The following is a 20,274-nucleotide window of genomic DNA, read 5'->3' on the forward strand; positions in this document are numbered from 1 at the left end:
GGCCGTCATGCGACCGCTCCCTGCGCAGCACGCTGCGCCAGCGCGGCCCGCGCCTGCTCGCGGTCGTCGAACGGATGCTTCACGCCGGCGGCTTCCTGGTAGGCCTCGTGGCCCTTGCCGGCCAGCAGGATCACGTCCTGCGGCCCGGCCGCGGCAATGGTCTCCGCGATCGCCCGCGCGCGATCGGCCTGCACTTCCACGCTGTCGTGGTGCGACAGCCCGAGCAGGATCTGGCTGATGATGGCCTCGGGCTTCTCGCTGCGCGGGTTGTCGCTGGTGACCACCACCCGGTCGGCGTTCTTCTCGGCCACGGCGGCCATCAGCGGCCGCTTGGTGGCGTCGCGCTCGCCGCCGCAGCCGAACACGCACCACAGCTGGCCGCCCCGCTGCAGCGCCAGCGGCCGCAGCGCCAGCAGCGCCTTGTCCAGCGCGTCCGGCGTGTGCGCGTAATCCACCGCCACCAGCGGCTGCCCCGGCTGCTGCAGGCGCTCCATGCGGCCCGGCACGGGGGACAGGCCGTCGCACGCGCGCACGGCGTCGGCCAGCGGCACGCCGAGCGCGCCCATGGCGGCGATCACGCCCAGCAGGTTGGTCACGTTGTACTGGCCGACCAACTCGGTAGCCAGCTCGTGCCGCTCGCCAGGCCCGAGCACGGCGAACTGCAACCCGGTGGCGCCATAGCGGATGTCGACCGCCTGCACGCGGGCGGGGCGCTCGGACGACACGGTCCACACCGTGATCCCGCTGTCCTGCAACTCGTCGGCCAGCGCCGCGCCCTTGCCGTCGTCGATGTTGATCACGGCCGCCCGCAGCCCCGGCCAGCGGAACAGCTGCTCCTTGGCGGCCCAGTAGGCCTCCATGCTGCCGTGGTAGTCGAGGTGGTCCTGGGTGAAGTTGGTGAACACCGCCACCGCCACCTGCGTGCCATCGAGCCGCCGCTCCTGCAGGCCGATCGAGGACGCCTCGATCGCGCAGGCCTTCAGGCCCTGGTCGGCGAAGGCGCGGAACTGCGCATGCATCAGCACCGGGTCGGGCGTGGTCATGCCGCTGTACGCCAGCGCCGGCGGCCGGCCGCTGCCCAGCGTGCCGATCACGGCGCAGGGCCAGCGGTGGCCCGGCAGGCGCGACAGCGCCTGGGCCAGCCACCACGCGGTGGAGGTCTTGCCGTTGGTACCCGTGACGGCCAGCACCTGCAACTGCGCGCTCGGATGCCCGTAGTACTCGGCCGCGATCGGGCCGGTGGCGGCCTTCAGCTGCGCATAGCCGGCGATGCGTTCGTCCTGGAAGCCGAAGGCTTCCGCGCCCTCGCGCTCGACCAGGCAGGCAGCGGCCCCCTGGGCCAGCGCGCTTGGCACATGGTGGCGCCCGTCGGTGGCCGCCCCGGGCCAGGCGATGAAGCCGTCGCCCGGTCCCACCCGGCGGCTGTCGCAGTGGAGCTGGCCGCGCACGCGGCCGTGCAGCCAGCGCGCCGCTTCCCCGGGGGTGCGCAGTTGCTGCATCAGAACGACTCCTCCACGGCGTCCACCACCACCTGCGGCTTGACGTTCATGTCGGGCTGCACGCCCAGCAGGCGCAGCGTCTGCTGCACCGTGGCACTGAACACCGGCGCGGCGACGTCGCCGCCGAAGTACTTGCCGTTGCTGGGTTCGTCGATCATCACCGCGACCACGATGCGCGGCTGCTCGATCGGCGCCATGCCGACGAAGAAGCCGCGGTACTTCTTGTCCGAGTAGCCGCGGCCTTCCTGCTTGTGCGCGGTGCCGGTCTTGCCACCCACCGAGTAGCCCACCGTCTGCGCCTTGGGCGCGGTGCCACCCGGACCGGTGGTCATCTGCAGCATGTGCCGCACCGCGCGGGCATGCCGTGCCTCGATCACGCGCACCCCGACGGCAGGGCCCTCGGCCTTGAGCAGCGTCACGGGGATCAGCTCGCCGTCGCGCGCGAACACGGTGTAGGCCCGGGCCAGCTGGAACAGGCTGGCCGACAGCCCGTATCCGTAGCTCATGGTGGCCTGCTCGATCGGGCGCCAGGTCTTGGGCGGGCGCAGGCGGCCGCTGACGGCGCCGGGGAAGGGCACGTGCGGCTTCTGGCCGAAGCCGGCCTCGGTGTAGAGCTCCCACATGTCGCGCGGCGACATCTGCATCGCCAGCTTGACGGTGCCGACGTTGCTGGACTTCTGGATCACCTGCTCCACGGTCAGCTCGCCGTGCGGGTGCGAATCGCGGATGGTGGAGCCGCCGATGCTCATGCGGCCGGGGGCCGTGTCGATCACCGTGTCGGGCCGCACCAGCCCCTTTTGCAGCGCCAGCGCGGCGATGAAGGGCTTCATCGTCGAGCCCGGCTCGAAGGTGTCGGTCAGCGCCCGGTTGCGCAGCTGCGCGCCGGTCAGGTTCTGCCGCCTGGCCGGCGAGTAGCTGGGGTAGTTGGCCAGCGCCAGCACCTCGCCGGTCTGCACGTCCAGCACCACCACGCTGCCGGCCTTGGCCTTGTGCTCGGCGATCGCGTCGCGCAGCTTCTGCCAGGCGAAGAACTGCACCTTGCTGTCGATCGACAGCTGCAGGTCGCGCCCGTCCACCGGCGGCACCTGCTGGCCCACGTCCTCGATGATGCGGCCCAGCCGGTCCTTGATCACGCGGCGCGAGCCGGCGCGGCCGGCCAGCGCCTGGTCGAAGGCCAGTTCGATGCCCTCCTGGCCCTTGTCCTCGACGTTGGTGAAGCCGACCACGTGCGCCGCCGCCTCGCCTTCGGGATAACGGCGCTTGTATTCCATCCGCTGGTAGATGCCCTTGATCCCGAGCGCGGCGATCTGCTGCGCCACCGGCTCGTCCACCTGCCGCTTGAGCCACACGAAGGTCTTGTCCTCGTCCTGCAGCTTGCGCCCCAGCTCGGCCGGGCTCATTTCCAGCAGCCGCGCCAGTTCCGCCAGCTTGCGCTTGTCGGCATCGACGTCCTCGGGGATCGCCCAGATGCTGGGCGAGGGCACGCTGGTGGCCAGCAGCAGGCCGTTGCGGTCGAGGATGCGGCCGCGGTTGGCCGGCAGCTCCAGCGTGCGGGCGAAACGCACCTCGCCCTGGCGCTGGAAGAAGTCGTTGCCGAACACCTGGATCCAGGCGGCGCGGCCGGCCAGCGTGGCGAAGCCCAGCGCCAGCCCGGCGACCATGAACTTGCTGCGCCAGACCGGCGTCTTGCTGGCCAGCAGCGGGCTGGAGGTGTAGAGCACGCTGCGCGTCATGGCTGCGGCACCCTCGCGGCGATGTACTGCGTGATGGCCGGGCCGGCCGGGCGCATCTTCAGCTGCTCCTTGGCCAGCTTCTCGACCCGCAGCGGCGTGGCCTGCGCGCGCTTGTCCACCTGCAGCCGCTCGTGCTCGACCTCCAGCTTGCGCGCCTGCGCCTGCGCCTTCTCGATCTCGGCATACAGGCGGCGCGAGTCGTACTGCACCTGCACCAGGTGCATGGCGCTGAGCAGCACGGCGAACAGCAGGACCAGGTTGAGGCGGGTCACGGCCTGCCTCCCCTTGCAGCCATGTGCCCGAAGCGAACCACGCGCGCGGGCCTCATGCGGCGGTCCTTTCCGCGACCCGCATGATGGCGCTGCGGGCGCGCGGGTTGGCCGCGACCTCGGCGTCCGAGGGCTTGACGCGCGCCAGCGCGCGCAGCTTCATGGGCTGCGGCGCGGCGAAGGGCGCCCGGCGATCGACCACCTCGCGCGAGTGCCGCGCGATGAACTGCTTGACGATCCGGTCCTCCAGCGAATGGAAGCTGATCGCCACGAGCCGGCCGCCGGGTTGGAGGACGTCCAAGGCCGCCCCTAGCGCTTCCTGCAGCTCTTCAAGCTCGGCGTTGATGAAAATCCGAAGAGCCTGAAATGTGCGCGTTGCAGGATCCTGGCCCGGCTCGCGGGTTTTGACCGCGCGAGCCACGAGCTCGGCCAGTTCGGCGGTGCTTGCAACAGGGCCCCGTTCCTGTCGGCGAGCCACAATCGCCTTTGCAATCGGAACAGCAAACCGTTCTTCGCCGTAGTCACGAATCACCTCCGCGATGCGGCCGGTCTCGGCCGTTGCCAACCACTGCGCCACGCTCTGGCCGCGCGTGGTGTCCATGCGCATGTCCAGGGGCCCGTCGCTCCGAAAGGAAAAACCCCGCGCGGGGTTGTCGATCTGGGGGGAGCTCACGCCCAGGTCGAGCAGCACGCCGGCCACGCTGGCCGGGCCCAGTTCCCCGATCGCCCGGAAGCCCTGGTGGCGGATCGAGAAACGCGCATCGGCGATCCGCGCGGCGGACTCGATCGCCTCCGGGTCCTTGTCGAAGGCAATCAGCCGCCCCTGGGGACCGAGCCGCTGCAGGAGCGCGCGCGAGTGGCCGCCGCGGCCGAACGTCGCATCGACGTAGGTCGCATCGGGCCTGGTGAGGAGCGCCTGGATCGCTTCGTTCAACAGGACGGTGGTGTGTTGCCATCGGGTGTCCACCGCCGTGCCGCTAGAAAGAGAAGTCCTTGAACACGTCGGGCATCGGGCCACCCAGGGCTTCGGCCTCCTTGGCCTCGTACGTGGGCTTGTCCCAGAGCTCGAAGTGGTTGCCCATGCCCAGCAGCATGGTTTCGCGCGTGATGCCGGCCGCCTTGCGCAATTCCGGCGAGACGAGGACGCGGCCCGTGCCGTCGAGTTCCACGTCCATCGCGTTGCCCAGGAAGATTCTCTTCCACCACTGGGCGTCGACCGGTAACGCAGCGATACGGTCGCGAAATTTTTCCCACTCGGGGCGGGGAAAGATCATCAGGCAGCCGTGCGGATGCCGCGTGATCGTGAGCTGGTTGGCAGCGGTGGCGGCCAGCACGTCGCGATGCCGGGTCGGCACGGAGAGCCGCCCCTTGGCATCGAGACTGACGGACGACGCACCCTGGAACACCGCTGAGCCTGCCTGCTGGAGTGCCGAAGTGGGGTGCGAAGGCACCTTTCACCACTTAATTGCACTTTTTTGCACTGTAGCAGGAAAAGCTTCGCCCGCAAGCGCCGAGCGGCGCCGTTTTCGCTTGTAAATCAACGACTTAGCGCCGGCTTTGCAAGCTCGACCGCGGTCAAAATCGTTCTAAATGAACGACTTAGCCGAGCCTCTGCATGTGGAACATGAAGCTCAGCGCAATTGTCAAAGGATGTAGCGCGAAAGGTCCTCGTTTCGGCTGAGCTCGGTCAAGCGCGCGTCCACGTAGGCGGCGTCGATGGTGACGGTCTGGCCGTCCAGCCGGGCCGCCTCGAAACTGACCTCGTCCAGTAGCCGCTCCATCACGGTGGACAGCCGGCGTGCACCGATGTTCTCGGTGCGCTCGTTGACGTCGTACGCGATGTGCGCCAGCCGTGTAATGCCCTCCGGCGTGAACTCGAGCTTCACGCCCTCGGTCGCCAGCAGCGCCTGGTACTGCTTGACCAGCGAGGCGTGGGTGCTGGTCAGGATGGCCTCGAAGTCCTGCACCGACAGGGATGCCAGCTCCACCCGGATGGGCAGCCGGCCCTGCAGTTCCGGGATCAGGTCGCTGGGCTTGGCCAGGTGGAAGGCGCCGCTGGCGATGAACAGGATGTGGTCGGTTCGCACCGGGCCGTACTTGGTCGACACGGTGGTGCCTTCCACCAGCGGCAGCAGGTCGCGCTGCACGCCCTGGCGCGAGACGTCGGCGCCGGAGGCCTCGCTGCGCGCCGCCACCTTGTCGATCTCGTCGATGAAGACGATGCCGTTCTGCTCGGCGTTGTGGATGGCCTGGGCCTTGATCTCGTCCTCGTTGACCAGCTTGCCCGCCTCTTCCTCCACCAGCAGCTTCATGGCCTCCGCGATCTTCAGCTTGCGGGTCTTGCGCCGCTGGCCGCCGAACTGACTGAACATGCCGCGCAACTGCTCGGTCATCTCCTCCATGCCGGCCGGGCCCATGATCTCCAGCTGAGGTCGCGCCTCGGCGACGTCGATCTCGATGTCCTTGTCGTCCAGCTGCCCCTCACGCAGCTTCTTGCGGAAGGACTGGCGCGCCGCGCTGTCGGGCGCCACTCCGGGCACCAGCACGTCCAGCACGCGCTCCTCGGCGGCGTCCTCGGCCCGGGTGCGGACCTTGCGCATCTCGGCGACCCGGGTCTGCTTGACGGCGATCTCGGCCAGGTCGCGCACGATGGCATCGACGTCCTTGCCGACGTAGCCGACCTCGGTGAACTTGGTGGCCTCGACCTTGATGAAGGGCGCGTCGGCCAGCTTGGCCAGCCGGCGCGCGATCTCGGTCTTGCCGACCCCGGTGGGGCCGATCATCAGGATGTTCTTGGGCGTGATCTCCGGCCGCAGCTTCTCGTCGACCTGCTGGCGCCGCCAGCGGTTGCGCAGCGCGATGGCCACGGCCCGCTTGGCATCGGCCTGCCCGACGATGTGGCGGTCGAGTTCGGAGACGATCTCCTGAGGGGTCATGGAGGACATCAGTCCAGCACCTCGATCGTGTGGTTCATGTTGGTGTAGATGCACAGCTCGCCGGCGATCTCCAGCGACTTCTTGACGATGTCGCGGGCGCCGATCTCGGTGTTCTCAAGCAGGGCGCGGGCCGCTGCCTGCGCATAGGAGCCGCCGGAGCCGATGGCGATGATCCCGTGCTCGGGCTCGAGCACGTCGCCGTTGCCGGTGATGATCAGCGAGGCCTCGCGGTCGGCCACCGCCAGCATGGCCTCCAGCCGGCGCAGCACGCGGTCGGTGCGCCAGTCCTTGGTCAGCTCGATCGCCGAACGGACCAGGTGGCCCTGGTGCTTCTCCAGCTTGGCCTCGAAGCGCTCGAACAGCGTGAAGGCGTCGGCCGTCGCTCCGGCGAAGCCGGCCAGCACCCGGTCGTGGTGGATCTTGCGCACCTTGCGCGCCGAGCCCTTGACGACCACGTTGCCCAGGGTGACCTGGCCGTCGCCGCCCAGCGCCACTTGCCAGCGTCCGTCCGCGGTCTTGCGGCGCACGCTGACGATGGTCGTGCCGTGAAATGGTTCCATGGGGGAAATGACGAGAATGACGGATGGCAGTTCGGGGCCATTTTGTCATTTGCAAGGTGCGCGGCGGCCGGCGTCACCGGCCAGCGCTCGCGCATTGCGGGGGGGCCAGCGCCGCGCTGCGGCGCCGCGCTTCAGTCGCGCCGCGCGCTCACCCGCGCGCACTCGCCGATGCCGATCACGTTGAAGAAGGCGGCCACCAGCCGGTTCACTTCGATGAACTGGACCTGCCGCCCTTCGCCCTGGCGCGCGCTCACCCAGTTGAGCAGCGTGCCCGCGGCGGTGAAATCGATGCGGATCAGTCGCGCACAGGAAATCACCATGAAGTCGGCGCCCGCCAGCTTGCTGTCCAGCAGGTCGATCGCCTCCTTGGCATCGCCCAGGATCTGCCCAGCCAGCTCCACCGTCGCCACGGTGGCCATCTGCGAGCTCGGGCTGGCGCTCAGCGATTCGCCGAAGCCGGTGAAGCCGGAGGTCATCGAATCGCGGAAGGCGTCGCCGATGATGGTGTTGCTCGCGACCACCGAACCGTCGGCCTGCAACGGCTTGTAGTCGCAACGGGCGCTCTCCCACGAGGGCGGGGAGACTTCGTAGGTCACGCAGTAGTCCAGCGCGACCAGCTCGAATTCGTCGGGCCGGTGCATCACGCGCAGCACTTCCATGCGCAGCTTCCAGTAGCCCGGCGGGGTGGACTTGTCACCCGAGGGCGTGGCCTCACGGAGCACGCGCTCGAGGTTGTCGGCTCCGATGAAGCGCAGCTGCAGCGGCTGCGACGCCCACTGGGTGAACAGCTTGGTCAGCCCTTCGATCGCCGCCTCCTCGATCGTGGCCAGCTTGGCCCAGGACAGGCGCCAGGGCTGCGCCGAGCGGGCGAGCGCGGCGTTGAGCGCCGCCAGCGTCTGCGTGCCCAGGGAGGACGGGCAGGTCCAGTCGGCCACCGCGCCGCCGGCAGCGGGCGTGGTGGGCGACGCGCCCATCCGGCCGACCACCTCGGGAAGCGAGATCCATTGCGGGGCCGAGCGGCCGAAGCGGCCGGCGAAGTCGATCGCGGCGCTTTCGAAGCGGTCCTGCTGCCCGGTGGCGCGATACAGGTCGAACAGCGTGAGCCAGGTCTCGTCGTGCTCGATGCGCGAGCCGCCGGGCCCCAGCACTTCCATCAGGCCGGCCTCCGCGCCCGCGTCGTCGCCGTTGGCGAAGCGGATCGCGGCTTCCTCCAGCTCCGGGTCGTGCGCGAATTCCTCGACGTCGATGGCGAACAGCTTGGAGGCGGAGAAGCCGCTCGCGCCGCCCGACTCGGGCCCGGCGTACAGCGGATGCCGCGCGCCCCCGAGCGAGGGCGGCCCCGACCTCGGGTCCGGGGCGGCGACCTTGCGCAAGGCCGCCGGCTCGATCGATTCGAGCATCGGAGCCGGCGCCGGCGTGGCGGCCGGTTCCGCCGCGTGCGCCAGCGGCTGCGGCTCGGTGCGCACGTAGGCGCTGGCACTGGCGGTCACGGGCACCACCGGCGGCGCGGTCGGGGCCGAAGGCGCAGGCTGCGCGGGCGCACCGGCTGGCGGCAGACTGCCCTGGACCGTGGTGCCGGCCACCGGCCGGGGCGCGGACTCGGGCGGCAGGCCGGAGGTGGGGAACGGCGTGCTGGCCGTGCGCGTCGCGTCGCTGCCATGCTTGGTCTTCCACCACTGCATGGACATCTGCGCCTCGATCTCGTCGATCTTCTTGAGGGTGCTGGCGCGGTCGTCCGGCTTGGACGGCATCGAGCTCTGGAAGAACGAGGGGCGGGCCGCGGGGTCCTGGCCCGCCATCACCTCGCTGCGGCGCATCTTGCGGAGCATGTCGAACTCGCGCTTGCGCACGAAGTCGTTGCGCCGCTTGCGCTCGATCATCTCCTTGAGCATCTGCTTGGAGTACGAGCTTTCGTGCTCGCTCTCCGGACCGCCGTCGGACCAGCTTCCGCCCGGGTTGCGGACGAACTTGACTACCTTGGAGAAAAGACCGGGGCTCTCGTCCTTCGGCATGTTCCGGGTACTGCCTCAGATGCTGAAGACGCGGCGTCAGTCGCCGAACATCTTCTGTTTGAGCTCTCGGCGCTGCTGCGCCTCCAGCGACAGCGTGGCGGTGGGCCGTGCGAGCAGCCGGCCCACGCCGATCGGCTCGCCGGTCTCGTCGCAGTAGCCGTAGTCGCCGGCGTCGATGCGGGCGATGGACTGCTCGATCTTCTTCAGCAGCTTGCGCTCGCGGTCGCGCGTGCGCAGTTCCAGCGCATGCTCCTCCTCGATGGTGGCGCGGTCGGCCGGGTCGGGCACGATGACCGTGTCCTCGCGCAGGTGCTCGGTGGTCTCGCCGGCGTTGTTCAGGATGTCCTGCTTGAGCTGCACCAGCTTGTTGCGGAAGAACGCCATCTGCTTGTCGTTCATGTACTCCGCATCCGGCATCGCCAGCACTTCCGCGTCGGTCAGTTCCTCCGCGGGCTTGGTCTTCCAGTTGTTGGCGAGCTTCGGGTCTTTCTTGACGTTGACGAGGGGAGGTGGGGTCAGCACGGATGAACTGGGGGTCTGGATGTAGCTGGCCTTGGCGGCGGTGGACGCGACCGACTGCGCCATCGAGGGCACGGTGATCTGCGCCAGCCGGGCCGACGGCCGGGTCGCGCGCGCAGGCATCGCCTGCATGTCGGCGGGCGTCGGCCGCGGCGGCATGGCGGGAGCCGGCGTAGGGGCTACGGGGGTTGGTCGGGCACTCGCCTTCGCCGGCGCAGCGGCCGGCCGGGTGGCGGTGGCGGTTGTTTTCTTCACGGAGGCCTTCGCGGGCGCGGCAGCCTTGCGGCTGGCCGGCGCCGGGGTGGGAGCAGCGGATGCCTTGCGCGCTGGCGGCGCCTTGGACACCTTGGCGGGCACCTTCTTCGGGGGAACCTTGGCCGCGGTCTTCGCCGGTGCCTTGGTCGTGGCGGCCTTCGGCGCGGAAGCCTTCTTCGCGACAGGCGCCTTCTTGGCGGGCGCCTTCTTCACCGCCGTCTTCGCAGCGGTCTTGGCCGGGGTCTTCTTGGCAGCCGCCTTGGCGGCTTTGGCCGGGGCCTTGGGTTGGGGCTTCACGTTCCGTCTCCTCGCAGCGCCGGCTCTGGGAGCCATGCTCCCGGCCTGCGTCTTGTCGTTGGGGTCGCCTTCATCGGAGCGAGTTATACCCTGATTGTCGGGCACGCCGACGTGGGTATCGGGGTTTTGCCCACGCCCCCGCGGCTCCCCTGCCCATGCCTGCCAAGGCAAGCCGAGGGGAAACCCCATCCGTTGGAGCAAGGACAGCAGCACGCGGGCGTTCCGTTCGGCTCAGGCGGGCTGCGCCCGGCTCACGCCAGGCACTGCTCCAGGCCCTGCAGGAAGATGTCGCGCGGCAGGTCGATGCCGATGAACACCATCTTGCTGGTGCGCGGCTCGCCCTCGGTCCAGGCCGGGCCCAGGTCGCTGCCCATGAGCTGGTGCACGCCCTGGAAGATGACCTTGCGGTCGGTGCCCTTCATGTTCAGCACGCCCTTGTAGCGCAGCATGCGCGGCCCGTAGATGTTCACCACCGCGCCCAGGAAGTCCTCCAGCCTGGCCGGGTCGAACGGCCGGTCCGAGCGGAAGACGAAGCTCTTGACGTCGTCGTCGTGGTGATGGTGGTGGCCGTGCCCCTCGTGCGCGTGCGAGGGGTGGTCGCAGTGCTCGCCATGCTCGTGGTCATGGTCGTGGTGGTCGTGCTCGTCCTCCTTCAGGAACTCCGGGTCGATCTCCAGCTTGGCATTCAGGTTGAAGCCGCGCAGGTCGAACACCTCCTGGATCGGCACCTCGCCGAAGTGCACCGGCTTCTGCGGCGCGCGCGGGTTCATGTGCTTGAGGCGGTGCATCAGCGCCTCGGTCTCCTCGCGGGCGACCAGGTCGGTCTTGCTGATGAAGATCTGGTCGGCGAAGCCCACCTGGCGGCGGGCCTCCTGGCGGTCGTTCAGCTGCTGCGCGGCGTGCTTGGCGTCGACCAGCGTCAGGATCGAGTCGAGCAGGTAGGTCTCGGCGATCTCGTCGTCCATGAAGAAGGTCTGCGCCACGGGGCCGGGATCGGCCAGGCCGGTGGTCTCGATCACCACCCGGTCGAAATCCAGCAGGCCCTTGCGCTTCTTGGCGGCCAGCAGCTGCAGGGTGGCGCGCAGGTCCTCGCGGATGGTGCAGCAGATGCAGCCATTGCTCATCTGCACGATCTGCTCCTGCGACTCGGTCACCAGGATGTCGTTGTCGATGTTCTCCTCGCCGAACTCGTTCTCGATGACGGCGATCTTCTGGCCGTGCGACTCGCTGAGCACGCGCTTGAGCAGCGTGGTCTTCCCCGAACCGAGGAAGCCGGTGAGGATGGTGGCGGGAATGAGGCTCATGGTCGCGCTGTGCCGGAATCGGAAGGTCGCCGAGTGTAGCGGTCCCCCATCCTCCTGAAGGCCAGTGGGGTCGGCCAGCCCGGCAACAGGAGAGAATGCGCCCCGGAGACGGGGAACACGAACGATGGGGACCTGGTGGAGGGGGCTGGCCGCCCGGGTGGCGGCGGGCCTGTCAATGCTGTTGCTGGCCGCCGCGCCGGCGGCCCATGCGGATCGCGTGGTCGCGCTCGATCCGGCCGAAGGGCTGGCGGCGCTGGGCACGGCCGGCTCCAGCTGGCTGGACCCCGAAGGGCGGGCCCGGTTGGCCGACGTCATGCAGGACACCATCCCCTGGCGCGCCACGGCGCCCGACACGGTGTACCCCCTGCAGGAGGGCGCCGCCCTCTGGTTCCGGTTCACGCTGGCCGAGACCCGCGACAGCGAGCGCTGGTTCCTCGAGGTCCCCTACCCCGCCGTCGACCGGGTCACGCTGTACGCCGCAGACCCGGGCGGCCGCTGGACCTCGCAGTCGGCCGGCGACAAGCTGCCGGTGGCGCGCTGGCCGCTGCCGCACCGGCACCCGCTGCTGCCGCTGCAGCTGGTGGCGGGCGAGCCGCAGCAGTTCTACGTGCGGGTGGAGAACCCGCACAGCTTCGGCGCCCCGCTGCTGTTCACGAGCGAGCGCCAGCTGGTGCAGCAGGAGCAGCGCACCGGCTTCATCCTCGGCATCTATTTCGGGCTGGCCGGCCTGTCGGTGCTGCTGGCGCTGCTGGGCGCGGCGGCGTTGCGCGAGCGCGCCTTCGGCTGGTATGCCGTCACGGTGCTGCTGATGGGGCTGGCGCAGGCGTCCCTGACCGGCGTCGCCGGCCTGCACCTGTGGCCCACGCTGGCCTGGTGGAACGACATCGCGGTGCTGGCGCTGCCGCTGGTCGCCAGCGCCACGCTGCTGTGGTTCTTCTCGGCGGTGATCTCGCTGCCGCAGCGCTCGCGGCCGCTGCACCGGCTGCTGGTGGTCGTGGCGCTGCTGTGCCTGCTGGCCGCTGCCGCCATCCCGCTGGTGCCGCCGGGCTGGCGCGTGCGCCTGATGGTGCCCACCATCATCCTGAACATCTCGGCGGGCTTGCTGGTCAACCTGTGGGCCGCGCGGCGGGGCGACCGCAATGCCGGCTGGCTGCTGGCCGGCATGACGCCGGTGCTGCTGGGTGCGGCCTTCCCGCTGGCGCGCACCTGGGGCCTGATCCCGATCGGCTTCTGGAGCACCTACGGCATGCAGATCGGCATCGCCATCGAGATGCCGGTGCTGCTGGCACTGCTGGCGCGGCGCAGCCAGGACCGCCGCGAGAACCTGCGCCGCATCCATGGACTGGAACGCACCGATCCGGCCACCGGTTTGATCCGGGGGGAGGTGTTCGTGGAGCGGCTGTCGCGGCTGATCGCGCGCAGCGAGCGCCTGAAGCTGCAGAGCGTGGTGCTGCTGGTGGACATCGCCAACGTCGACCAGATCCGGCGCGACTTCGACCGGCGCGAGGCGGAGGAGATGCCGCTGCTGGTGGCCGGCCGGCTGCTGTCGACGGTGCGCGACATCGACAGCGTCGCCCGGCTGTCGGAACACCGCTTCGGCATGATCGTCGAGGGTCCGCTGGCGCCGCTGGAGGCGGTCGGCACCGGCGCCAAGGTGGTGGCGCGCTGCCTGATGCCGTTCAAGGGCAAGCCCATGGGCTGGGTGGCGCAGGTGCGGGTGGCGCAGACCGTGGTGCCGAACGGCAGCGATGCGAAGCAGGTGATCGAGCGCCTGGGTGCCGTGCTGGCGCGCGTGCCTTCCGACAGCAAGCGGGCGGTTTTCACCATCCGCTGATGGCCCCGGCCAAACGCCTAGCCTTTCGACTTCCGCTGCGCCCTCGGATGCGCCGCATCGTAGGCCGCGGCCAGGTGCTGGAAATCGAGCCGGGTGTAGACCTGCGTGGTGGCGATGTTGGCGTGGCCCAGCAGTTCCTGTACCGCGCGCAGGTCGCCGCTGGACTGCAGCACGTGGCTGGCGAAAGAGTGCCGCAGCATGTGCGGGTGCACCGGCGTGGCCAGGCCGGCGCGCAGGCTGCGCTGGCGCAGGCGCAGCCAGATCGCCTGCGCCGACAGCCGCCTGCCGCCGCGGCCTATGAACAGCGCCGGATCCTGGCCGGCCAGGCCGGGCCGGGCCGCCAGCCAGTGTTCCAGCGCCTGCACCGCCTTGCGCCCGATCGGCACCGTGCGGCGCTTGCTGCCCTTGCCCAGCACGTGCGCCTCCGCGGCCTGCACGTCGACCCAGCCGCGTGCTCCCGCGCTGGCCTGCGCGTCCAGCCCGACCAGCTCGCCCACCCGCAGCCCGCAGCCGTACAACAGTTCGACGATGGCCGCATCGCGCGCTTCCAGCACCGGGTCGGCCTGGTCGTCGTGGTGTTCGGCCAGCTGCATGGCGTCGTCCACCCCCAGCGCCTTCGGCAGGGGCCGCGGGGACTTGGGTGCGCGCACGTCCTGCACCGGGTTGCTGCCCACCCGCCCCAGGCGGCCGAGCCAGGCGTAGAAGCCGCGCCAGCCGGAGAGGATCAGCGCGATGCCGCGCCCGCTGCGCCCGGAGCCGTGCATCTGCGCCACCCAGCGCCGCACGTGCGCCGCCTGCACCCGCAGCAGCTCGACGCCGGCCTCGTCGGCCAGCTGCCCGAGCTTCTGCAAATCCAGTGCATAGAGTTCGACGGTGCGCTGCGCCAGCCGCTTCTCGACGCGTACGTGCTCCAGGTACTGTTCGACCAGGGCCGTGTCGCCGGGCTGCATCGACCTTACTCGTCGCGCAGCCGCGAGAGCGCCGCGGCCGCCAGCTCCGCGATGCGCTCCAGGAAGTCGGTGCCCATGCCGGCGGCGAAGCGCTGCGGGTCGGGCGAGGCCAGCACCAGCATGCCGAAGGCGCGCGAGGCGTTGTGCAGCCCGCCCACGCGCAGCGGCAGCAGCGCCACGGACATGGCCATGGCCTTGTCCTCCAGCCAGTTCACGGCCTCGAAGCCGGAGTTGACGCCGCAGTAGGGCTGGGTCAGCGAGGAGGCGAAGCTCTTGGCGTCCTCGGTCACGCCGGTGGCGAATTCCTCCGCAGCGAAGTGCGGCGCCACGCCCCAGACCTTGATCGCGACCTGCGGCACCATGAACTGGGTCATGATCTCCGAGGCGATGGTCGCCGGCAGCGCATGCTTGGAGCGCACCAGCATGATGTTGCGGGCCCAGCGGTGCAGGCGGTCGGCGATCACCACGTTCTCGTTGCCGTGCCGCACCATGTCCATGATGCGGTGCTCCAGCGCCTTGATCTTCTCGCGCAACATCTCGGCCTGCCGTTCCTGCAGGCTGACCGCGCGACTGCCGTGCGGGCTGGTCAGCTGCACGCTGGCCAGCAGCTGCGCGTGGCGCTCGAAGAAGTCGGGCGAATTCGCCAGGTAGTTGGCGATGTCGTCCTCGGTGATGGGCGGCACGCTGGGGATGGGATGGTTCATTCGGGTACCTCGATCTCGCCTTCGAACACGGTCACGGCCGGGCCGGTCATGAAGACCGAAGCGCCCTCGCCCGCCCACTCGATGGTGAGCCGGCCGCCGCGGGTCTCGACGTCCACGCGGGGGTCCAGCCGGCCCAGGCGGATGCCGGCCACCACCGCCGCGCAGGCGCCGGTACCGCAGGCCAGCGTCTCGCCGGCGCCGCGTTCCCACACCCGCAGCCGCACCCGGCCGCGGTCGACGTATTCCAGGAAGCCGGCATTCACGCGCCGCGGAAAGCGGGCGTGCGTCTCGATCAGGGGGCCCTGGACGGCCACCGGGGCCGCCTCGGCGTCCTCGACCTCCTGCACCGCGTGCGGATTGCCCATGGACAGCACGGCCACCGCGACCTCGGCGCCATCGCCCAGCGCCAGCGGCCACTTCTGCCAGCTGCCCGCCGGCTGCGGCTGCAGGCCGGCGGCATCGAAGGGAATGGCCAACAGTTCGAACACCGGCGGGCCCATGTCGACGGTGACGCGGCCGTCCGGGTTCAGGCGCGGCTCGATCACGCCCGACATCGTCTGCACGCGCAGGTGGTCGCGCGCGGCCAGGCCCTTGTCGCGCACGTAGCGCACGAAGCAGCGGGCGCCGTTGCCGCACTGCTCGACCTCGCCACCGTCGGCGTTGTGGATCACGTACTCGAAGTCGATGCCGGGGCCCGGCGAGGGCCGCACCGACAGGATCTGGTCGGCGCCGACGCCGAAGTGGCGGTCGGCCAGGAAGCGGTACTGCGCCGGCGTGAGCTGCAGCGGGCGGCGGGTCTCGTCGAGCACGACGAAGTCGTTGCCCGCGCCCTGCATCTTGGTGAACCGGATCCGCATGGGCCGGATTATCGCGGCTGTGACGGCGGTGGCACGGGCTTGTCTGCTGTAATCGCCAGATGGTCAGAGCCACGCAACTGCTGCATCCGCAGCGCGAACCCGTTCCCACCCGCGCCGCGGCGACCGTGCTCCTGATGCGGGACACGAACCAGGGCCCGGAACTGCTGATGACGCGCCGTTCCGCCACGGCCTCCTTCGCGCCCGGCGCCTACGTGTTTCCCGGCGGCGGCATCGACCCGGCCGACGCCGCTGCGCATGCGATCGCCGCCCGCCGGCCGACCCAGAGCGACCTCCACCTGACCCAGGCCATTGCCGCCATCCGCGAGAGCTTCGAGGAGCTGGGCGTGCTGCTGGCCCGCCATGCCGACGGCCGCTTCGCCGGTCACGCCGACATCGCTGCGCTGGACCGGCGGGCCCCCTTTGCCGAGCAATGCCGTGCGCGCGGCCTGACCCTGGCCGCCGAGCAGGTGTACGTGCTGGCGCACTGGATCACCGACCGCGACCTGCCGCGCCGCTTCGACGTGCCCTTCCTGGTGGCGCGCATGCCCGAAGGCCAGCAGCCGCAGGCCGACGAGGCCGAGCAGTTCGAACCGGTGTGGGTGCGCCCGGCCGACGCGCTGGCCCGGCACGAGGCCGGCAACTTCTTCATGATCTTCCCGACCATCCGCACGCTGGAGCGGCTGCGCCGCTTCGACAGCGTGGATGCGGTGCTGGCCGCCTGCACCAGTGAGGAGCCGCTGTGGCGCAGCTGCCCGCGTGCCGGCTGGCTGGGCGGGAAGGAAGCGCGCTTCATGGAGCAGGACATGCCCTATGGCGAGCTGCAGCTGGTCGCACCGGACGGCCAGATCGTCCACCACCTGGACTGGCAGAGCGACAGGGCCGTGCCCCTGCTGAAGAACGTGCAGCGGCTGACCGCGCCCAACGGGGGTTTCATGACCGGCCCGGGCACCAACAGCTACCTGGTGGGCGACGCCGCCACGGGCCATGTCGCCATCGACCCCGGCCCCGACGATCCGCAGCACCTGCGCAAGCTGTGGCAGGCAGCCGGCGGCGACATCCGGATGATCGTGTGCACCCATTCGCACCCGGACCACGCCCCCGGGGCCAGGCCCCTGCAGGCGATGTGCGCCGGCCGGCCGCCCATCCTGGGCCTGCCCTCGCTGCCGACGGCGCGGCCGGGCAGCAGCTTCGCGCCCGACCGGGCGCTGGCCGACAGCGAGGTGCTCGCGCTGGAAGGCGATGGCGAGGGCCACCAGCTGCAGGTGATCCACACGCCGGGCCACGCCGCCAACCACCTGTGCCTGGTGCTGCTGGAGGATGGCCTGCTGTTCTCCGGCGACCACATCCTCAACGGCAGCACCACGGTGGTCGACCCGCCGGACGGCGAGATGACCGCCTACCTCGACTCCCTGGACCGGCTGGACGCCGCCTGCGTGGCCCACGGCATCGAGTTCATCCTGCCGGCGCACGGCCACGTGCTGGGCTCGGCGCGCGGCGCCATCGCCCAGCTGAAAAGCCATCGCCTGCAGCGCGAAGCCAAGGTGATCGCCGCCATGCGCGCCCGCCCCGGCGGCTCGCTGGAGGACTGGGTCCCGCTCGCCTACGACGACGTGCCGCCCAAGGTGTGGCCGCTGGCGCAGCGCTCCCTGCTCGCCCACGTGCAGCGCATCCAGGCGCTGGGCCTGGCCTGAAGGGTTTTCGCCGACCGCAGGTCGACCCGTTCGCGCGGAATAGCATGCAGCGCGAACACCCTTTGGGCATGGATCCGGCTTTGCCGGTCCATGCCCAACTGATCAGGAACCATCGAGGAAACGCGAAGCGTTTTCTCGATGAAGAAAGGTGTGAAGCACGCCTGTAGGCCGGATTCTGTGCGGCGCGGTTGCCCGCGCCGTGGCCGCCATTCCTCTGGGCCGGGGGTCGCCCCACCGGCTCGGTGCTACCTACCCGCCGACTCCCCGGGACCAGGTCTACGTCGGCCTACTTGGTATTGCTGCGCGTAGAGATTGCCCGTTTCACCCGGCGCGCCCCTGCGGGACGCGCCGACTCGTCTCTGTTGCTCTGATCCTCACCTCGCGGTGGACAGGTGTTGCCTGCTACGCTGCCCTGTGCAGTCCGGACCTTCCTCCAGTGCCGTGTTTCCACGATCGCACCAGCGGCGGCCTGGCGTGCTTCACGCCGCGTATTATCCCGGACCCGCCTGCAGCCCGCAGGCGGCCTGCTTGATGAACACAAGCCGTGATCCGCATCGCCGAACTCAAACTGCCGCTCGCGCAGGCCGAACAGCCTGAGCCCGCCCTGCGCGCCGCCGCGGCCGCCCTGCTGGGGGTGGCGCCCGACGCCATCGCGCGGCTGGAGGTCTTCAAGCGCAGCTTCGATGCGCGCAAGGCCGAGCTGCTGGCCGTCTTCATCGTGGACCTGGCGCTGGCCGACGCGGAGGCCGAGGCGGCCGTGCTGCAGCGCCTGGCCGCGAACCCGCGCGTCGCTCCCACCCCCGACATGGCCTGGCGCCTGCCCGTGGAGGCTCGCATCGCCCCTCAACCGCGACCGGTGGTGATCGGCTTCGGCCCCTGCGGCATCTTCGCCGCGCTGGTGCTGGCGCAGTTGGGCCTTCGCCCCATCGTGCTGGAGCGGGGCAAGACCGTCCGCCAGCGCACCAAGGACACCTGGGGCCTGTGGCGCCGGCGCGAACTGCATCCGGAGAGCAACGTGCAGTTCGGCGAAGGCGGCGCCGGCACCTTCTCGGACGGCAAGCTGTACAGCCAGATCAAGGACCCGCGCTTCCTCGGCCGCAAGGTGATGCGCGAGTTCGTCGACGCCGGCGCGCCGGAGGAGATCCTGTACGTCGCGCACCCGCACATCGGCACCTTCAAGCTGGTGAAGGTGGTGGAGAGCCTGCGCGAGCAGATCATCGCGCTGGGAGGCGAGGTGCGATTCCAGCAGCGCGTGACGGACTTCGTGATCGAAGGCGGGCAGCTGCGCGGGCTGAAGGTGCTGCACCAGGACACGGGCGCCACCTCCGAGCTGCGCGCCGACCACGTGGTGCTGGCCTTGGGCCACAGCTCGCGCGACACCTTCGAGGCGCTGCACGCGCGCGGCGTGCAGCTGGAGGCCAAGCCCTTCTCGATCGGCTTCCGCATCGAGCACCCGCAAGGGATGATCGATCGCGCCCGCTGGGGCAGGCACGCCGGCCATCCGCTGCTGGGCGCCGCCGATTACAAGCTGGTGCACCACGCCAGCAACGGGCGCGCCGTTTACAGCTTCTGCATGTGCCCGGGCGGCACGGTGGTGGCGGCGACCTCCGAGCCGCAGCGGGTGGTCACAAACGGCATGAGCCAGTACTCGCGCAACGAGCGCAACGCCAACGCCGGCATCGTGGTGAGCATCGAGCCGCGCGACTACCCCAGCGGGCCGCTGGCCGGCGTGGCGCTGCAGCGGGAGCTGGAGTCGCGCGCCTTCGAGTTGGGCGGCGGCAACTACGACGCGCCGGGGCAGCTGGTGGGCGACTTCATCGCCGGCCGCCCGTCCTCGCAATTCGGCGACGTGCTGCCTTCCTACAAGCCGGGCGTGAAGCTGGGCGACCTGCACCCGGCCCTGCCGCCGTATGCGATCGAGGCCCTGCGCGAGGCGCTGCCGGCCTTCGGCCGCACGATCCCGGGCTTCGACCGGCCCGATGCGGTGCTGACCGGCGTCGAGACCCGCACCTCCTCGCCGCTGCGCATCCCGCGCGGCGAGGACCTGCAGAGCCTGAACGTGCGCGGCCTCTATCCCGCCGGCGAAGGTGCCGGTTACGCCGGCGGCATCCTGTCGGCCGGCGTGGACGGCATCAAGGTCGGCGAGGCGGTGGCGCGCAGCCTCGCGGCCGCCGGCGCCCTGGACGGAACCACGACATGAACGACACCCATCCACCCGCCCCGCAGCCGGCCGCGCCGGCACCCGCCAGCCCGGGGGGCGCCGCGCGCCGCAAGCGCCCGGCGCGCCCGTTGCATCCGCTGCTGCACACCCTGTTCGAGCTGTATCCCGGCCTGTTCGGCGTGCGCTTCCTGCCGCTCAAGCTGGGCGTGTTCGAGGACCTGCGGGCCGCGCACCCGGACCGCCTGCCGGCCGACGAACTGAAGGTCGCGCTGGGGCTGCACACACGCTCCAACCGCTACCTGGAAGCGGTCGCGGGCGGACTGCCGCGGCACGACCTGGGCGGCCAGCCGGTGGAGCCGGTCGCGCCGGAACACGTGCACCACGCCATCGTCGAGCTGTACCGGCGCAAGAGCGGCACGCCGCAGGAGCCGGCCGCGCGCCAGCGTGCAGTGTCGCAGTTGGCCGAGGCCGTCGAGCGATCGGGCCTGGGGCGGGACGGTTACCGCGAGCGCTTCGGCGGAGCGCCGGAGCCGGCTCGCGGACTGCTGGAAGAGGCGCTGATGGCGCTGGGCCAGAAGAGCGCCCGGGTGGAAGCCCTGCGCCGCGCCTTCCAGGCCAGCGGCAAGACGGCGGAGGAGTTCGCCGAGATGTACGGGCTGACGGCGGGCGAGGTGAGGCAGCTGGCGGGCTGAC

General features: G+C 70.5%; 17 protein-coding genes and 1 other RNA gene. 4 read left to right on the forward strand and 14 right to left on the reverse strand.

Annotated elements, in window-relative coordinates; genetic code table 11:
- Positions 1–5: 5 nt before the first annotated feature.
- The 10 genes from VEC03_RS02740 to VEC03_RS02785 all read right to left on the reverse strand — a co-directional run bounded on the left by VEC03_RS02740 (position 6) and on the right by VEC03_RS02785 (position 11,384).
- Positions 6–1,499, reverse strand: a complete 1,494-nt coding sequence (locus VEC03_RS02740; RefSeq protein WP_324912593.1) for a UDP-N-acetylmuramoyl-L-alanyl-D-glutamate--2,6-diaminopimelate ligase — start codon at positions 1,497–1,499, stop codon at positions 6–8.
- Complete coding sequence (locus tag VEC03_RS02745; RefSeq protein ID WP_324912594.1) at positions 1,499–3,232, reverse strand: penicillin-binding protein 2; 1,734 nt, start codon at positions 3,230–3,232, stop codon at positions 1,499–1,501. The genes VEC03_RS02740 and VEC03_RS02745 overlap by 1 nt, the downstream gene beginning before the upstream one ends.
- On the reverse strand, positions 3,229–3,504 hold the full coding sequence (gene ftsL, locus VEC03_RS02750) for a cell division protein FtsL (RefSeq protein WP_324912595.1): 276 nt from the start codon (positions 3,502–3,504) through the stop codon (positions 3,229–3,231). The genes VEC03_RS02745 and ftsL overlap by 4 nt, the downstream gene beginning before the upstream one ends.
- Before the next feature lie 52 nt (positions 3,505–3,556).
- Positions 3,557–4,468 carry a 16S rRNA (cytosine(1402)-N(4))-methyltransferase RsmH gene (gene rsmH, locus VEC03_RS02755; RefSeq protein ID WP_324912596.1) on the reverse strand — a complete coding sequence of 304 codons (912 nt, stop codon included), beginning with the start codon at positions 4,466–4,468 and terminating at the stop codon, positions 3,557–3,559.
- A 10-nt stretch (positions 4,469–4,478) separates the two neighbouring features.
- On the reverse strand, positions 4,479–4,907 hold the full coding sequence (gene mraZ, locus VEC03_RS02760) for a division/cell wall cluster transcriptional repressor MraZ (protein WP_324912597.1): 429 nt from the start codon (positions 4,905–4,907) through the stop codon (positions 4,479–4,481).
- 237 nt (positions 4,908–5,144) lie between these two features.
- A complete protein-coding gene (gene hslU / locus VEC03_RS02765; RefSeq protein WP_324912598.1) occupies positions 5,145–6,446 on the reverse strand; it encodes an ATP-dependent protease ATPase subunit HslU in 1,302 nt (433 codons plus the stop codon).
- Positions 6,446–6,997: an ATP-dependent protease subunit HslV gene (gene hslV / locus VEC03_RS02770; RefSeq protein ID WP_324912599.1), complete on the reverse strand. Its 552-nt coding sequence runs from the start codon at positions 6,995–6,997 to the stop codon at positions 6,446–6,448. The genes hslU and hslV overlap by 1 nt, the downstream gene beginning before the upstream one ends.
- A 131-nt stretch (positions 6,998–7,128) precedes the next feature.
- Positions 7,129–9,009, reverse strand: coding sequence for an STAS domain-containing protein (locus tag VEC03_RS02775; RefSeq protein WP_324912600.1), 1,881 nt, complete (start codon positions 9,007–9,009; stop codon positions 7,129–7,131).
- A gap of 36 nt (positions 9,010–9,045) precedes the next feature.
- The gene (gene dksA / locus VEC03_RS02780; RefSeq protein ID WP_414708449.1) at positions 9,046–9,885 is read right to left on the reverse strand and encodes an RNA polymerase-binding protein DksA; all 840 of its coding nucleotides are present in this window, start codon (positions 9,883–9,885) and stop codon (positions 9,046–9,048) included.
- 446 nt (positions 9,886–10,331) lie between these two features.
- On the reverse strand, positions 10,332–11,384 hold the full coding sequence (locus VEC03_RS02785) for a GTP-binding protein (RefSeq protein ID WP_324912601.1): 1,053 nt from the start codon (positions 11,382–11,384) through the stop codon (positions 10,332–10,334).
- 124 nt (positions 11,385–11,508) lie between these two features.
- Between VEC03_RS02785 and VEC03_RS02790 the strand changes: the two genes are divergently transcribed.
- Complete coding sequence (locus VEC03_RS02790) at positions 11,509–13,218, forward strand: sensor domain-containing diguanylate cyclase (RefSeq protein ID WP_324912602.1); 1,710 nt, start codon at positions 11,509–11,511, stop codon at positions 13,216–13,218.
- A 17-nt stretch (positions 13,219–13,235) separates the two neighbouring features.
- Here the strand turns inward: VEC03_RS02790 and VEC03_RS02795 are convergent, their stop codons facing one another.
- From VEC03_RS02795 to dapF, 3 genes are read right to left on the reverse strand one after another with little or no spacing between them, the layout of a single operon-like run.
- A complete protein-coding gene (locus VEC03_RS02795; protein WP_324912603.1) occupies positions 13,236–14,168 on the reverse strand; it encodes a tyrosine recombinase XerC in 933 nt (310 codons plus the stop codon).
- A gap of 5 nt (positions 14,169–14,173) precedes the next feature.
- A complete protein-coding gene (locus tag VEC03_RS02800) occupies positions 14,174–14,872 on the reverse strand; it encodes a DUF484 family protein (protein ID WP_324912604.1) in 699 nt (232 codons plus the stop codon).
- Positions 14,869–15,729 (reverse strand): diaminopimelate epimerase, encoded by an 861-nt coding sequence (dapF, locus tag VEC03_RS02805; RefSeq protein ID WP_324912605.1) that lies wholly within the window; start codon positions 15,727–15,729, stop codon positions 14,869–14,871. The genes VEC03_RS02800 and dapF overlap by 4 nt, the downstream gene beginning before the upstream one ends.
- A 59-nt stretch (positions 15,730–15,788) precedes the next feature.
- Between dapF and VEC03_RS02810 the strand changes: the two genes are divergently transcribed.
- A complete protein-coding gene (locus VEC03_RS02810; protein WP_324912606.1) occupies positions 15,789–17,420 on the forward strand; it encodes an MBL fold metallo-hydrolase in 1,632 nt (543 codons plus the stop codon).
- A 148-nt stretch (positions 17,421–17,568) separates the two neighbouring features.
- Here the strand turns inward: VEC03_RS02810 and rnpB are convergent.
- An RNA gene (rnpB, locus tag VEC03_RS02815) (RNase P RNA component class A) lies at positions 17,569–17,901 on the reverse strand.
- Between the two features lie 63 nt (positions 17,902–17,964).
- Between rnpB and VEC03_RS02820 the strand changes: the two genes are divergently transcribed.
- Complete coding sequence (locus tag VEC03_RS02820; protein WP_324912607.1) at positions 17,965–19,620, forward strand: NAD(P)/FAD-dependent oxidoreductase; 1,656 nt, start codon at positions 17,965–17,967, stop codon at positions 19,618–19,620.
- A complete protein-coding gene (locus tag VEC03_RS02825; protein WP_324912608.1) occupies positions 19,617–20,273 on the forward strand; it encodes a ProQ/FINO family protein in 657 nt (218 codons plus the stop codon). The genes VEC03_RS02820 and VEC03_RS02825 overlap by 4 nt, the downstream gene beginning before the upstream one ends.
- Position 20,274 lies beyond the last annotated feature (1 nt).

The sequence above is a fragment of the Ramlibacter sp. genome, assembly GCF_035627355.1.
Taxonomy (GTDB): domain Bacteria; phylum Pseudomonadota; class Gammaproteobacteria; order Burkholderiales; family Burkholderiaceae_C; genus Ramlibacter.

Bases quoted from the DNA above. Each gene is read 5' to 3' on its own strand.
- dapF (WP_324912605.1), bottom strand. From the start codon at position 15,729: ATGCGGATCCGGTTCACCAAGATGCAGGGCGCGGGCAACGACTTCGTC.
- VEC03_RS02740 (WP_324912593.1), bottom strand. From the start codon at position 1,499: ATGCAGCAACTGCGCACCCCCGGGGAAGCGGCGCGCTGGCTGCACGGC.
- VEC03_RS02775 (WP_324912600.1), bottom strand. From the start codon at position 9,009: ATGCCGAAGGACGAGAGCCCCGGTCTTTTCTCCAAGGTAGTCAAGTTC.
- VEC03_RS02795 (WP_324912603.1), bottom strand. From the start codon at position 14,168: ATGCAGCCCGGCGACACGGCCCTGGTCGAACAGTACCTGGAGCACGTA.
- VEC03_RS02800 (WP_324912604.1), bottom strand. From the start codon at position 14,872: ATGAACCATCCCATCCCCAGCGTGCCGCCCATCACCGAGGACGACATC.
- VEC03_RS02785 (WP_324912601.1), bottom strand. From the start codon at position 11,384: ATGAGCCTCATTCCCGCCACCATCCTCACCGGCTTCCTCGGTTCGGGG.
- VEC03_RS02790 (WP_324912602.1), top strand. From the start codon at position 11,509: ATGGGGACCTGGTGGAGGGGGCTGGCCGCCCGGGTGGCGGCGGGCCTG.
- hslV (WP_324912599.1), bottom strand. From the start codon at position 6,997: ATGGAACCATTTCACGGCACGACCATCGTCAGCGTGCGCCGCAAGACC.
- VEC03_RS02825 (WP_324912608.1), top strand. From the start codon at position 19,617: ATGAACGACACCCATCCACCCGCCCCGCAGCCGGCCGCGCCGGCACCC.
- hslU (WP_324912598.1), bottom strand. From the start codon at position 6,446: ATGTCCTCCATGACCCCTCAGGAGATCGTCTCCGAACTCGACCGCCAC.
- VEC03_RS02745 (WP_324912594.1), bottom strand. From the start codon at position 3,232: ATGACGCGCAGCGTGCTCTACACCTCCAGCCCGCTGCTGGCCAGCAAG.
- VEC03_RS02810 (WP_324912606.1), top strand. From the start codon at position 15,789: ATGGTCAGAGCCACGCAACTGCTGCATCCGCAGCGCGAACCCGTTCCC.